The following is a 13,614-nucleotide window of genomic DNA, read 5'->3' as shown; positions in this document are numbered from 1 at the left end:
AGCCCCGCGGGCATCCCTACCCGAAATAACCCAGAAATCGCTTCAACCACATAAAATTCCATATAAACCCAAGGCTGACGCTATACTCGCTAACAATTTTTGCGGTTACCGTTACTAATCCGTTGAACGAGACACTCGATTGAAAAAAGGCTTTTATCTGGTCATGGTAGCCCAGGCGCTATCGTCCGTCGCCGACAATGCATTGCTCATTGCAGCCATTGCGCTTATCAGCGATTTGCGTGGACCCGACTGGATGGCGCCCATGATGAAATGGTGGTTCGCCATGGCCTATGTGGCGCTGGCGGCCTTTGTCGGCGCCTTCGCCGACTCGTATCCCAAAGGCCGCGTCATGTTCATCACCAATGCCGTCAAGGTCCTGGGTTGCCTTTTACTCTTTTCATATCGAAGCTTTGGCCTGGATACGAACAGCCAACTGATTCTGGTGTTTTGCGCCTACACCCTGGTGGGCATAGGGGCCGCGGCCTATTCGCCCGCCAAATACGGCATCGTGACCGAAATGCTGCCGCCCGATCTGCTCGTCAAAGGCAATAGCTGGATCGAGGGCCTGACGGTTCTGTCGATCATTATCGGCACGGTGCTGGGCGGTGTGCTGGTCAACCCGACCGTATCCGCCGCACTGCTGTCGCACGACTGGGTTCAGCTACTGGCGCATACCCGCGCCGAAGCCGCCATTTTGCCTATCGGCGTCGTGTACATTCTGGCGGCTCTGTGCACCCTGCTGATACCGCGCACCGGGGTGAGCTACCCCAAGCAACAGACCAACCCCCTGCATCTGATTCATTCGTTCAAGGACTATGTCGTTATCCTGTGGCACGACAAGCTGGGCCAAATATCGCTCGCCGTCACCACGCTGTTCTGGGGCGCGGGCGCCACTCTGCAATTCATCGTCATCGAATGGGGGGCGCGCCATCTGGGCTATCGCCTGGACCAGGCCTCGATCCTGATGGGCGTGGCCGCCGTCGGCACGGTGATCGGCTCGGTCCTGGCCGGCCGCGTCCCGCTCAAGCGCGCTCTCTCGGTCTTGCCCGTCGGGATCGTCATGGGACTGGCGGTGCTGCTCATGCCGCTGGTGCACCAAACCTGGGCCGTCTACAGCGTCCTGTTGCTCATTGGCGGCCTGTCGGGGTTCTTTGTCGTGCCCATGAATGCGCTGCTGCAACACCGCGGCCATGTGCTGTTGTCGGCCGGCCATTCGATTGCCGTACAGAACTTCAACGAGCAATTGAACATCCTGCTGATGCTGGCCATTTACAGCCTGATGCTCTGGATGAACCTGCCCATCAACGTGATCATCGTTATCTTCGGCCTGCTCGTCGCCAGCCTGATGCTGGTCTTCATGCATTGGAACCGCCGCAATCATCGCGCCGACCCCACCCTGCAAAACAAAATCGGCCAGTACGGTCACGGCCAGGCGCTGCATTGATTCGTTTTGTAGCGACAGGCCTGTAGAGACAGCCCTTGTGGCTGTCATTTTTACGCAGGCACCATCTCGATTGCCAGCGATTTTGGCAGCCACAAGGGCTGCCACTACATTGATCGTTGAATTGACAGCCACAAGGGCTGTCGCTACAGAAGCATGCCTACGGATTCGATTCCACCGCCGCACGCGCCAGGTTCAAATCGCGCCAGGCATGAGCTTTGTCTTGCGGGCGCGAGAGCAAGGAGGCGGGATGGTAGGTGACGACAAGCGGGATGTCGACCCCGCTTTCACTTTTAAACCGATGCGCCGTTCCACGCAATGACTCAAAACTCGCCTCCTGGCCCAGCAGGAACTGGGCGGCCAGCCGCCCCAGAACCACAATGCGGCGGGGATTCAACAGCGCAATCTGGCGATGCAGATAAGGCAGGCACGCATTTATTTCCGCCGCCGCAGGGGTACGATTGCTCACCGGGCGGCATTTCACCAAATTGGTGAAAAAAACCTCGGACTCGGGATCCACCCCCACCGCGGCCAGCATCGCATTAAGTAAAACACCTGCCCGGCCCCGAAACGGCAACCCTTCGCGATCATCCTGTTCGCCCGGCGCTTCGCCAATCACCATCCAGGCGGGAGACTGCGCGAGGCCGGCTCCAAACACCGCCTGACGCCGATGCTCGCACAGAGAACAGGCCGTGCACTGCTCCACCTGAGTCTGCAAAGCCGCCCAATCGGGCGCGACGACAAGAGGCGGCTTATTCGGGGCCGCAGGCGCCGTGGCGGCCCCCCTGGCGCGCGGCGATTGAGGCGGCGCCGTTTTGGGCCGCCTGGGCGGCGCACCGGATGCCGCCGAAACGGCCAAAGCCTCCTTTTTTGCCTGCACGGGCGACGCCGCCGGCACGGAGCGCCCGGCATCCAGCCCCTGCGCAGCCACCTGCTCTTGCGCCGGCCCGGTGGCCGCCCGGCCCGCGGGATGCCCGACCACCGAAATACCCTGCGTAAAACGCGCCAGAAACTGCCGCTCCAAGCCCATTTCCTGCAAGGAGGCGACTTGCAGCGGATTCAGTTCGGGAGCGGCTGGCCGCGTCGGCTCATTCATGATGGGCCCGCGGCGCGGTCAGCGTTTTTTCCAACACCCAGGCGTCTTCACGCTCGCCCTGGCCGGAAGGGTAATAATTCTTGCGCACGCTCAGGCGCTCGAAACCACGATGCTTATAAAACGCGATGGCCCGCTCGTTGGAGGGCCGAACCTCGAGGATCAGCCTGCGCAGGCCATGCGCCAGCGCCACGCGCTCGCAGCAAGCCAGGAGACGCTCGCCCACGCCCTTTTGCTGGGCATCGGGCGCCACGGCAATCAACAGCAGATGCCCTACATCGGGCGCAAACAAAGCCAGGCAGCACCCCACGATCTTCTCGTCCAGATGCGCTACCCAGGCGCCATAGCCGGCTTTCAGGGCATCCTGAAAATTGCCTCGGGTCCAGGGGAATGCCTGAACCGCCCGCTCGATCTGCACCACCTCATCCAGATCGCCAGGGACCATGGCGCGTAGCGACACCGGCCGCGCGCCCCCGGCATCGGCGGCGTCCGCGACCAAACCGGCCTTGGGGTTGCCGCCCAGGCCCTGCTCGCGCTCCAGGGTGGTATAGGCTACCTTGTCCCGCACATAAAGCGGGGCCGCCCGCTCGGGCGGCACAGACTCGCCACGCCGCCACGCCTGATACGCCAGGCGCGCCACCGCCTCCACGTCGGGACGCAAAGGCTGGCCCAACACGACATCGCCACCCGCCAATCCGGCCAGATCCGGGTAGGCATCCAATGCATCGCCCACGACCCGCAGCGACCGCAATCCGTCCGGTAGCTCACGCCAATGAGGATTCTGCCGTGCCAGCCAAAGAGGCACATCGTCGGAATTCAATAAAATCGGTGGACAGAGCTCTTGCCATGCGTCGGGCGCACCCGGAGACTCGGCGACCGGACGGTACGCCGCCAGATAGACCTCGCCCATGCGGGCGTCCTGCACCACCAGTCGCCACGCGGATCGATCGGCGCCAGGCGCCGCGGCGTCCTGGGCCGCCACCGCCAGCAAGGAGGCGATCGGCAGCACCTGCAGCCCCAGGGCGTAGGAAATCCCCTGCGCCACACCGCAGGCCACACGCAGGCCGGTAAACCCGCCCGGCCCCTGGCCAAAGCCAACCGCCGACAATTGCTTGCGCGCAATGCCCGCTTCAAGCAAAATCTGATCAACCATGGGAAGCAGCCGCTCGGCGTGCTGGCCTGTGGCGTCGGCCCCGGCGCGAATCAGGCTCTGGTGGCCCTGGACAACGGACAACAACGCCACGCCGCAGCGGCTTGACGAGGTCTCCAAAGCAAGAATATAAGAATCCATGCGCTTATTTTAGTTGACAATACTTTATGACGACTTTGCGTCGCCGACGCAAAAATCCTTTTCGAATAGCTTAATATGTAATATCTTGCTACTTACCCCTATCCGGGTTCATTTTGCTCTGTTACATTTTCAACTATGAACACTCAAAATCAATCGCTATCACGCAAAATACTAATCGTCGACGATGATCCGCGTCTACGAGACTTGCTGCGGCGCTATCTTTCCGAACAAGGATTCAATGTATTCGTAGCCGAAGACTCCAAGGAAATGGGCAAGCTCTGGCAACGCGAACATTTTGATCTCCTGGTGCTCGACCTGATGCTGCCGGGCGAAGACGGCCTGTCCATCTGCCGCCGTTTGCGCGGCGGGCACGACAACACCCCCATCATCATGCTCACAGCCAAGGCCGAAGAAATCGATCGTATCGTCGGCCTTGAAATGGGTGCCGACGACTACCTCTCCAAGCCTTTCAATCCCCGCGAGCTCCTGGCCCGCGTCAATGCGATCCTGCGCCGCCGCGGCACCGAAGAACATCCGGGCGCACCCAGCCAGGAAAACGAGTCGATCGAGTTCGGCCCGTATGTGCTTAACCTGTCAACGCGCACGCTGACACGCAACAATGAACAGGTGCCCATCACAACCGGCGAGTTCTCAGTTCTTAAAGTGTTTGCGCGCCACCCCAAAATCCCGCTCTCGCGCGACAAGCTCATGGAGCTGGCTCGCGGGCGAGAGTACGAAGCGTTCGATCGCAGTCTGGACGTACAGATTTCGCGCTTGCGCAAATTGGTTGAACCCAATCCGTCCAAGCCCGTATTTATCCAGACAGTCTGGGGGCTGGGTTACGTTTTTGTGCCCGACGGCGGCAGTTGAACAGCCGCTACCCTGTACAGCAGGCATGCGGATAATGGCCTGCCTGCGTCATTAACGAATCAGGCTACCAGCCGCAGGCGGTGGCTGTCAGGACAGCGTCAGTGACACCCCCGACACGACAATTTAAAAGGCTGACATCGCGCCTGAAACTAGGCCTGTTTAGCCGGTCCTTCCTACTGCTGGCCGCGCTCATGCTGGTAAGCCTGGGCGCTTGGCTGCAGGTCTTTTTCAGTATGGAAGAGGGCCCGCGCGCCACTCAGATGGCGCAACGCGTCACCACCGCCGTCAGCATCACCCGTTCGGCGCTGGTTTATGCCCCCACCAGTGTGCGCCCCGCCCTGTTGCTCGACCTGGCGACCAAAGAAAGCCTGAGGGTTCAGCCACGCGAACCCACTGACGTGCTCGAGCCTTTGCCCGACTCCAACTACTGGAGCCATGTCGCCGCCGAAATCCACGACCGGCTCGGCATCAAGACAAAAATCATGTGGTCGGTCAACCAGGCGGCCGGCATCTGGGTCAGCTTCGACATCAACAAAGATCAGTACTGGCTGGTATTCGACCGCGAACAGCTCGGCCTGACGGCAGGCGTTGAATGGCTGGGCTGGGGCGCGACGGCGCTGCTGCTGGCCCTGATCGGCGCCGCGGCCAGCGTCAGTTTCGTCAACCGGCCGCTGGCGCAACTGGCCAAGGTCGCCCAACAGGTGGCGCGCGGCGAAACACCCTCGCTACTACCCGAAAAAGGCCCGCTGGAAATCCGCGATATGAATATCGCCTTTAACCGCATGGCGCGCGATCTGCGACAAACCGAAGCCGACCGCGAAATCATGCTGGCGGGGATCTCGCACGACTTGCGCACGCCCCTGGCACGCATGCGGCTGGAAATCGAACTGAGCGGAGTCAGCGACGAAGCGCGCCAGGCCATCGACGAGGACCTCGCTCAAATCGATCACAGCATCGGCCAGTTGATGGAATACGCACGGCCCGCCGGCATTGTGCCCGAACAGGGTATAGACGTCTCCACGGTCCTGCACGACCTGTACGAGCGCGAGCGCAGCCACACCGAATCGACAGGCAGCTTTCTGACAGCGAACATCGAGCCCGGCTTATACGCCAAAATCAGCGCCCACGACCTGAAGCGGGTCGTCAGCAACCTGATCGAAAACGCTCGCCGCTACGGCCGCACGCCCGGAGAAGACCGAGCCTATATCCGGTTGGCGGTACAGGAAGAAGGCAATATCCTCGCCATCGAAGTATCCGATCAAGGGGTCGGTATCCCGGAAGCGGACGTTGCGCGCCTGTTGCGCCCATTCTCCCGAGGGGAATCGGCGCGCACCGGAGTCAGCGGCGCGGGCCTGGGCCTGGCGATCGTTGAACGGCTGCTGGGCCAGGTTGGCGGGCAGCTCAAATTGATCACTCGGCCGTCCGCCGGTCTGGTGGCGCGAATAGAATTGCCCAAAATTCGTCTTAGGAATTTTCAATTAGACAACAATAGTTAATAGCGTAAAATTACATTCATCGGGCACGCGCCCTTCTCCAACCCTAACAGGAGCTCACATGAAAACTGTAGGCGATAAGCTAGAGCCATTCAAAGTAGCCGGCGTCAAGCCCGGCTTCAATCATCACGAAGAAAACGGCGTGTCGGCATTCGAAGACATTACCGAAAGCTCCTTCCCGGGCAAATGGAAAGTGATTTATTTTTACCCTAAAGACTTCACCTTCGTATGCCCCACCGAAATCGTCGGCTTCAACAAGCTGGCAAAAGATTTCGAAGATCGCGACGCGGTCTTGCTGGGCGGCTCGGTGGACAACGAATTCGTCAAATTGGCATGGCGCCGCGAACATCCCGACCTCAACAAACTGGGCCATTATCAATTCGGCGATACCGCGGGCTCCCTGGTCGATCAATTGGGCGTGCGCGAAAAAAGCGCCGGCGTTGCCTTGCGCGCCACGTTTATCGTCGACCCCGACAACGTCATCCAGCACGCCTCGGTCAACAACCTGAACGTCGGCCGCAATCCGGAAGAAGTCCTGCGCATACTTGACGGCCTGCAAACCGACGAACTCTGCCCTTGCAACCGCAGCGTCGGCGGAGACACGCTGTAAATTCCAGAAAATGGAATCTGGACATGGCCGCCCGGGTACCGGCATACTGGGTATAACTCAGGCCCGGCCAGCTCGTCCAGATCACATCAGCCCGGCCAGTCCGGGCTTTATCTGCACAATTTAATAGGTAAAAACTATGGAATTTCTATCTACTATCAAAGAGAACATCCCCGATTGGGCCAAGGATGTACGCCTGAATCTGGATGGCGTCATCGCCCGGTCCACCCTCAGCCCTGAAGACGCGGTAGGCGTGGCCCTGGCCGCGGCATTCGCCGCGCGCAGCCCCGGCCTGGTGAAGGCGTTCAAGTCCGGCTTGTCTGAAGCCGACGCGACCGGCGCTCTCACGGCAGCGGCCCTCATGGGCATCAACAACACCTGGTACCCCTATGTTGAAATGGCGGGCGATGCACAGCTTAAAACCATGCCGGCGCAACTGCGCATGAACGCGTACGCCACGCACGGCGGCGTCGACAAGAACCGCTTCGAGCTGTTTGCCCTGAGTGCCTCGATCGTCGGTAAATGCCATTTCTGCGTGAAATCGCACTTCGACAACCTGAAACAGGCCGGGTTCAGCACCGAGCAACTGCGCGACGCAGGGCGCATCGCCTCAGTCGTCAACGCCGCCGCCCAAGTGTATGCTGCGCAAGGCCTGTAAATAGTAACTTGGCACCCACAAGGGGCGCCGCTACATGAACCACCGGCACGTTTTGTAGCGGCAGCCCTTGTGGCTGCCATTCCCCCCGCGCCACGGGCACGGATGACTACAAAGATCGCCCCTACGTCTTCTCAATCAACACCACAACATCCGCCGCAATGCCTTCCTTGCGCCCGACAGGCCCCAGCCCTTCGCCGGTTTTGGCCTTGATGTTGACCGAATGCGCAGCAATCTCCAAATCGGCGGCAATATTGGCCACCATGGCCCCTACATGCGGCGCCATCTTCGGGGCCTGGGCATGAACCGTCGCATCGACATTGACCACTCCCCAGCCCGCCGCCCGCAACTTTTTGTACACCTCGCGCAGCAACACCCGGCTATCGGCCCCTTTATAAGCCGGATCGGTATCCGGAAAATGACGGCCAATATCACCCAGGCCCGCCGCGCCCAGCAAGGCATCGCTCAAGGCATGCAGCAGCACGTCGGCATCGGAATGGCCCAACAACCCGTAGGTGTGGGGAATCATCACGCCACCGACAACCAGCGAACGATCCGGCACCAGGGCATGTACGTCAAACCCCTGACCAACTCGAAACGGAACCGTCATGAACGCCCTCTCATAGCCATTTTTCCATCAACTCAAAATCTTCCGGCCAGGTGACTTTGAAATTGCGCACCGAACCCGGGATCAGGCAAGGATGGTAACCGATGCGTTCCAGCGCCTGCGCCTCGTCGGTCATCGTTATGCCGCTTTCCTCGGCCGCCTGCAAGGCCTGGATCAACCGGCCCGCCGGAAACATCTGGGGCGTCTGCGCCAGCCACAGCGCATCGCGCGGCACTGTCGCCGTCACGGCCGCAACCGTGCCAGACTGACCCATGCTTTGCTTGACCGTGTCCGCAACCGGTTGCGCCAACAACCCGCCCGTCCCGTGCTGCAAGCATGCGTCGATCAGCCGCCCAAGCGCCTCCGGCGGCAAACCCGGGCGGGCCGCGTCATGCACCAGCACCCAATCATCGGCCTGCAGCTGAGCATCGATCAACGCCGCGGTAACGGTGGCGGCGCGGGAAGGGCCGCCGCAAAAACGCCAGACCGTGCGCGGCAAGCCCACCAAGGCCCGCGCAACCCAGCCATCGTGCGCCGCCACGGCCACACGAACCTGCTCAATGCGCGGATCCGCCAACAGCGCCTTGACCGCCCAGCGCAGCATGGGCTCGCCCTTGAGCAGCCGATACTGCTTGGGCAAAGCCTCAGGCGCGCCAACACCGGCCGCAAGCTCGACCGCCGCAACGGCGCCGTGCGCCCCAGCGGCAGGGGCGGTGTTCATCCGGGCTCGTTCGCCCATCCCCGCAGCCGGTACAATCGCAATAATTTTTTTCGACATAGAAAGAGATTTTATAATCGAAAGCCTAATGGCGACACATACGACTTTTATCCCCCGGCTTTCTTCCACCAAATCCTTGCTTGCGGCATTAAAACCGGGGCGGCGCCATGCCCAGCCCACCCCTCCGGGGTCGGGCGACGCGCTGCTGCTGGCCGATCTGGCCTGCGCCGGCCAGCAAACGCTGGTCGTGCTTTGCGCCGACCCGCTGACCGCCCAGCGCCTGACCGAAGAAATACAGCTCTTTGCGCCGCTCTTGCGGGTACGGCAGCTGCCCGACTGGGAAACCCTGCCCTACGACAGCTTTTCTCCCCACCAGGATCTGATCTCGGAGCGCCTGCGCACGCTGCATGCGCTGATTGCCGAAACGGTCGACGTCCTGATGGTCCCCGTCACGACGGCGCTATATCGCCTGCCGCCGCCCTCCTTCCTGGCCGCCTACACATTCTCATTCAAGCAAGGCGACAAGCTCGACGAAAACAGCCTGCGCCGCCAACTGACGCTGGCCAACTACACCCACGTCACGCAAGTCACCGCGCCGGGCGAATTCTGCCTGCGTGGCGGCCTGATCGATCTGTTCCCGATGGGCTCCGTGCTGCCCTACCGCATCGATCTGTTCGACAACGAAATCGAATCGATACGCAGCTTCGATATCGACACCCAACGCAGCGTCTATCCCGTCAAGGAGATCCAGCTTCTACCGGGACGCGAGTTTCCCATGGACGAGGCGGCACGGAATAATTTCCGCGCCCGGTTCAGGGAGAAATTCGAAGGCGATCCCTCGCGCGCCGCACCGTACAAGGATATCGGCAACGGCATTGCCTTTGCGGGCGTCGAATACTATCTGCCGCTATTTTTCGAAACCACCGCCACGCTGTTTGACTACTTGCCCGCCAATACACTGACGGCTACCGAGGGCAATATCGAGGATGCCATCGGGCGCTTCCATCACGACACGCACAGCCGCTATCAATTCTTGAAAAGCGATCGTGAGCGTCCCGTGCTTGCGCCCTCCGAACTTTTTCTCGACAGCGAAACCTTATTCAACCAGATCAAACCCTTTGGCCGCCTGGCGCTGACCAGCGATTCGAACCATCCCGATTTCCTCGTTGCCCCCAACGTGGCCATTGCAAGGCGCGCGGACGACCCGCCCGCGCGCCTGCGCGCACTTCTGGACCAGAATCAGGGTCGGATCGCCTTGTGCGCCGACTCGGCCGGCAGACGGGAAACCTTGCTCCAAATGCTGGCCGAATTTGGCATTGCACCCGACACGCAGCCAGAATCCCTGCAAGAATTCCTGCAATCGGACAGTCGCTTTGGGCTCACCGTCGCGCCGCTGGGTGCGGGCTTCGAACTGACTGCCGAATCGATTCTGCTCCTCACCGAAAACGATCTCTACCCCAGCCAGGCGCGCAGCACGCGGCGCGGACGGCGCGCCCAGGAGCACAGCAGCAACGTCGAGGCCATGGTGCGCGATCTGTCGGAGCTGCGCGAAGGCAACCCGGTCGTGCATGCCCAGCACGGCATCGGCCGCTATCACGGCCTGATCAATATGGATCTGGGCGAAGGCGAGATGGAGTTCCTGCATCTTCAGTACGCCAACGGCAGCACCCTCTACGTCCCCGTCGCGCAATTGCACGTTATTTCACGCTACAGCGGTGCCGATCCCGAGGCGGCTCCCCTGCACATGCTCGGTTCGGGCCAATGGGACAAGGCACGCCGCAAGGCCGCGCGGCAAGTGCGCGATGCGGCCGCCGAACTGCTCGCCCTGTATGCACAGCGTGCGGCGCGCGAAGGCTACGCCTTCAAGATGCCCGCCAACGATTATCAGGCCTTCGTGGAAGGCTTCGAATTTGAAGAAACGCCCGATCAGGCAGCGGCCATCGAGGCTGTCATTGGCGACATGACTTCGGGCCGCCCCATGGACAGGCTGGTCTGTGGCGACGTTGGCTTCGGCAAAACCGAAGTCGCCTTGCGCGCCGCGTTTCTGGCTGTGCTCAACGGCAAACAAGTGGCTCTCCTTTGCCCCACGACGCTGCTGGCCGAACAGCACGCCCAAACGTTCTCCGACCGTTTTGCCGACTGGCCCGTCAAGGTGGTCGAGCTGTCCCGTTTTCGTTCCGGCAAGGAAATCAACGCCGCTATCGAAGGACTGCAGGCCGGGCAGGTCGACATCGTTATCGGCACTCACAAAATCCTGTCCAAAGACGTCAAATTCAAGCGCCTGGGCCTGGTGATCATCGACGAGGAACATCGTTTCGGCGTCCGGCAAAAAGAAGCACTCAAGGCTTTGCGCGCCGAAGTCGACGTACTGACCCTCACCGCCACGCCCATCCCCCGAACCCTGGGCATGTCGCTCGAAGGCATCCGCGATTTTTCAGTCATTGCCACCGCGCCGCAAAAACGCCTGGCCATCAAGACCTTTGTGCGCCGCGAAGACGGCAGCACCATACGCGAAGCACTGTTGCGCGAACTTAAACGCGGCGGCCAGGTTTACTTCCTTCACAACGAAGTCGAGACCATCCACAACCGCCGCGCCAAACTCGAAGAACTGGTGCCCGAAGCGCGCATCGCCGTCGCCCACGGGCAAATGCCCGAACGCGAGCTCGAAGACGTCATGAAAGGGTTTTACCAGCAGCGCTACAACGTTTTACTGTGCACCACGATTATCGAAACCGGCATCGACGTGCCAACGGCCAACACCATCGTGATCCATCGCGCCGATCGCCTCGGGCTCGCACAACTGCATCAACTGCGCGGCCGCGTCGGACGTTCGCACCACCAAGCCTACGCCTACCTGCTCACACCCGGCGAAGACGCCATCACCGGCAACGCCAAAAAACGTCTCGAAGCCATCCAGGCCATGGAAGAGCTGGGCTCCGGTTTTTACCTGGCCATGCACGACCTGGAAATACGCGGCACCGGCGAAGTGCTGGGCGAATCGCAGTCGGGCAATATCCACGAAATCGGTTTTTCCATGTACGCCGAAATGCTCAATACCGCCGTACGCGCTCTAAAGGCCGGCGAAGAGCCCGATCTGGAGTCCCCTTTCGATGTGACATGCGAAGTCAACCTGCATGCCTCGGCCTTGCTGCCCGCCGACTACTGCGCCGACGTCCACGCCCGCCTCGGCCTATACAAAAGACTATCGCACGCCCACCACGAAGATGAACTGATCCTCATCCAGGAAGAGCTGATCGATCGCTACGGCAAGCTCCCCGAAGCCGCACAAACACTGCTCGCCACGCACCGGCTGCGGTTGATTGCCGAACCCCTGGGCGTCATCAAAATCGACGCCAGTGAAAATCAGGCCATGATCCAGTTCTCGGCCAAACCGAATATCGACCCCTTGCGCATCATTGAACTGGTGCAAAAACAAAGACAGATAAAACTTGCCGGCCAGGACAAGCTTCGAATCCAGATCGCCCAAGGCCAACAAATCAGCGCCCGCATCGACGCCGTGCGCAACACATTGCGAGCGCTAAGCCCATGACCCACCTGATACTTCAAGCCCCCAACCTCGACGCATCCAACATCGAAAAGCTTGCCGCCATCGCGGGTGCCAGCGGGCTGCAAAACCTCGGCCAGACCGCAGCGCGACTCCTGAACGTCGACATCACCACGCGCGACGAGCTGGCCAAGTGCTGCAACGACCTGCGCGTAGACTTTGCCTACATCGAACATTTCGTTCGCCTGCGCGATTGCAAAGTGCTCGCCACCGACATGGATTCGACCTTGATCAACATCGAATGCATAGACGAAATCGCCGACATGGCCGGACGCAAGCCCCAAGTCGCCGCCATCACCGAAGCCGCCATGCGCGGCGAAATCACCGATTTCTCCGAAAGCCTCAGGCGCCGTGTCGCCCTGCTCAAGGGCGTTCCCATCGCAGCGCTCGAACGCGTCTACCAAGAACGCCTGCAGCTCAACCCAGGCGCCGAAAACCTGATCACCGCAGCCAAAGCGGCAGGCCTGAAAACCATGCTGGTATCCGGCGGCTTCACCTTCTTCACCGACCGCCTGCAACAACGCCTAGGGATTGATACCGCTCACGCCAATACATTAGGCATTGAAAACGGCGTCCTCACCGGCCAAGTACTGGGCGACATCGTCGACGCCCAGGCCAAGGCCAACCACCTGCAAGCCCTGGCGCAAAGCGTACAAGCCAGCGCCGAACAGATCATCGCCCTGGGCGACGGCGCCAACGACCTGAAAATGCTGGCCCTGGCACACTACGGCGTCGCCTACCGAGCCAAACCCATCGTGCGCGCACAAACCCCTTTCGCCCTGAACTTCAGCGGCCTGGATGCCGTATTGAATTGGTTCCGTGGCTGAATTCCGCTGGATGGGTCAACACAAGTCCAGCGCCAGCGGTGGATCAATAGCCTGTGCTGATGGCTTGCGCTGATGGCCTACGCCCAATAGCCTGCGCCGATGGCACCCACAAGGGGTGCCGCTACATTATTCACGAGAACGTTTCATAGACGCACCCGCTGCTCATGTAGCGGCAGCCCTTGTGGCTGCCATCAGCGTTATATAAATACCGCGACGATTATCAACGATTCCGGCACCCACAAGGGCTGCCACTACATGAGCGACACGAGCGTCGTGGGCGGTTAAGGTGGGGCGGGCGATTCGGGCACGCCGCGCGCAGGGCCGGCTTCGGGGATCCAAGGCGTGCGCTGTTTGCTGTGGTCTAATTTTGGAGGACACTTTTGAAGTGAATCATTATTAATTTATAAGGTGATTCCATGACAAAGAAACAAGAACCGGGCCATCCTC

At 60.7% G+C, this 13,614-nt stretch carries 11 protein-coding genes; 7 read left to right on the top strand and 4 right to left on the bottom strand.

Annotated features, from left to right (window positions below; all coding sequences use genetic code 11):
- Positions 1-139 precede the first annotated feature (139 nt).
- Positions 140-1,444, top strand: coding sequence for a lysophospholipid transporter LplT (gene lplT, locus EDC26_RS08415; RefSeq protein WP_132581481.1), 1,305 nt, complete (start codon positions 140-142; stop codon positions 1,442-1,444).
- Between the two features lie 157 nt (positions 1,445-1,601).
- Here the strand turns inward: lplT and EDC26_RS08410 are convergent, their stop codons facing one another.
- The gene (locus EDC26_RS08410) at positions 1,602-2,537 is read right to left on the bottom strand and encodes a uracil-DNA glycosylase (RefSeq protein ID WP_132581480.1); all 936 of its coding nucleotides are present in this window, start codon (positions 2,535-2,537) and stop codon (positions 1,602-1,604) included.
- Positions 2,530-3,825 carry a tRNA (adenosine(37)-N6)-threonylcarbamoyltransferase complex dimerization subunit type 1 TsaB gene (gene tsaB, locus EDC26_RS08405; RefSeq protein WP_132581478.1) on the bottom strand — a complete coding sequence of 432 codons (1,296 nt, stop codon included), beginning with the start codon at positions 3,823-3,825 and terminating at the stop codon, positions 2,530-2,532. The genes EDC26_RS08410 and tsaB overlap by 8 nt, the downstream gene beginning before the upstream one ends.
- Positions 3,826-3,960: 135 nt before the next feature.
- Here tsaB and ompR point away from each other — a divergent pair, with 135 nt between their 5' ends.
- The 4 genes from ompR to EDC26_RS08385 all read left to right on the top strand — a co-directional run bounded on the left by ompR (position 3,961) and on the right by EDC26_RS08385 (position 7,453).
- Positions 3,961-4,695 (top strand): osmolarity response regulator transcription factor OmpR, encoded by a 735-nt coding sequence (gene ompR / locus EDC26_RS08400; RefSeq protein WP_132581476.1) that lies wholly within the window; start codon positions 3,961-3,963, stop codon positions 4,693-4,695.
- Positions 4,696-4,796: 101 nt separating this feature from the next.
- Positions 4,797-6,191, top strand: a complete 1,395-nt coding sequence (locus EDC26_RS08395; RefSeq protein ID WP_132581474.1) for a sensor histidine kinase — start codon at positions 4,797-4,799, stop codon at positions 6,189-6,191.
- A 58-nt stretch (positions 6,192-6,249) separates the two neighbouring features.
- On the top strand, positions 6,250-6,798 hold the full coding sequence (locus EDC26_RS08390; protein ID WP_132581472.1) for a peroxiredoxin: 549 nt from the start codon (positions 6,250-6,252) through the stop codon (positions 6,796-6,798).
- 136 nt (positions 6,799-6,934) lie between these two features.
- The gene (locus EDC26_RS08385) at positions 6,935-7,453 is read left to right on the top strand and encodes a carboxymuconolactone decarboxylase family protein (protein ID WP_132581470.1); all 519 of its coding nucleotides are present in this window, start codon (positions 6,935-6,937) and stop codon (positions 7,451-7,453) included.
- Between the two features lie 121 nt (positions 7,454-7,574).
- Here the strand turns inward: EDC26_RS08385 and ispF are convergent, their stop codons facing one another.
- Entirely contained in the window at positions 7,575-8,060 is a 486-nt protein-coding gene (gene ispF / locus EDC26_RS08380; RefSeq protein ID WP_132581468.1) for a 2-C-methyl-D-erythritol 2,4-cyclodiphosphate synthase, read from the bottom strand.
- A 10-nt stretch (positions 8,061-8,070) separates the two neighbouring features.
- Positions 8,071-8,835 (bottom strand): 2-C-methyl-D-erythritol 4-phosphate cytidylyltransferase, encoded by a 765-nt coding sequence (gene ispD, locus EDC26_RS08375; RefSeq protein ID WP_132581466.1) that lies wholly within the window; start codon positions 8,833-8,835, stop codon positions 8,071-8,073.
- Positions 8,836-8,863: 28 nt separating this feature from the next.
- Here ispD and mfd point away from each other — a divergent pair, with 28 nt between their 5' ends.
- Together mfd and serB are read left to right on the top strand one after the other, a co-directional pair.
- Entirely contained in the window at positions 8,864-12,325 is a 3,462-nt protein-coding gene (gene mfd / locus EDC26_RS08370) for a transcription-repair coupling factor (RefSeq protein WP_132581464.1), read from the top strand.
- A complete protein-coding gene (gene serB / locus EDC26_RS08365) occupies positions 12,322-13,167 on the top strand; it encodes a phosphoserine phosphatase SerB (protein WP_132581462.1) in 846 nt (281 codons plus the stop codon). The genes mfd and serB overlap by 4 nt, the downstream gene beginning before the upstream one ends.
- Positions 13,168-13,614: the final 447 nt, after the last annotated feature.

Source organism: Paralcaligenes ureilyticus (assembly GCF_004346225.1).
Taxonomy (GTDB): Bacteria; Pseudomonadota; Gammaproteobacteria; order Burkholderiales; family Burkholderiaceae_B; genus Paralcaligenes; species Paralcaligenes ureilyticus.
This window is presented reverse-complemented; position numbering and strand designations above follow the sequence as displayed.

Coding starts and splice junctions, on each gene's coding strand:
- EDC26_RS08410 (WP_132581480.1), bottom strand. CDS start 2,537: ATGAATGAGCCGACGCGGCCAGCCGCTCCCGAACTGAATCCGCTGCAA.
- tsaB (WP_132581478.1), bottom strand. CDS start 3,825: ATGGATTCTTATATTCTTGCTTTGGAGACCTCGTCAAGCCGCTGCGGC.
- ompR (WP_132581476.1), top strand. CDS start 3,961: ATGAACACTCAAAATCAATCGCTATCACGCAAAATACTAATCGTCGAC.
- EDC26_RS08390 (WP_132581472.1), top strand. CDS start 6,250: ATGAAAACTGTAGGCGATAAGCTAGAGCCATTCAAAGTAGCCGGCGTC.
- EDC26_RS08385 (WP_132581470.1), top strand. CDS start 6,935: ATGGAATTTCTATCTACTATCAAAGAGAACATCCCCGATTGGGCCAAG.
- ispF (WP_132581468.1), bottom strand. CDS start 8,060: ATGACGGTTCCGTTTCGAGTTGGTCAGGGGTTTGACGTACATGCCCTG.
- ispD (WP_132581466.1), bottom strand. CDS start 8,835: ATGTCGAAAAAAATTATTGCGATTGTACCGGCTGCGGGGATGGGCGAA.
- mfd (WP_132581464.1), top strand. CDS start 8,864: ATGGCGACACATACGACTTTTATCCCCCGGCTTTCTTCCACCAAATCC.
- serB (WP_132581462.1), top strand. CDS start 12,322: ATGACCCACCTGATACTTCAAGCCCCCAACCTCGACGCATCCAACATC.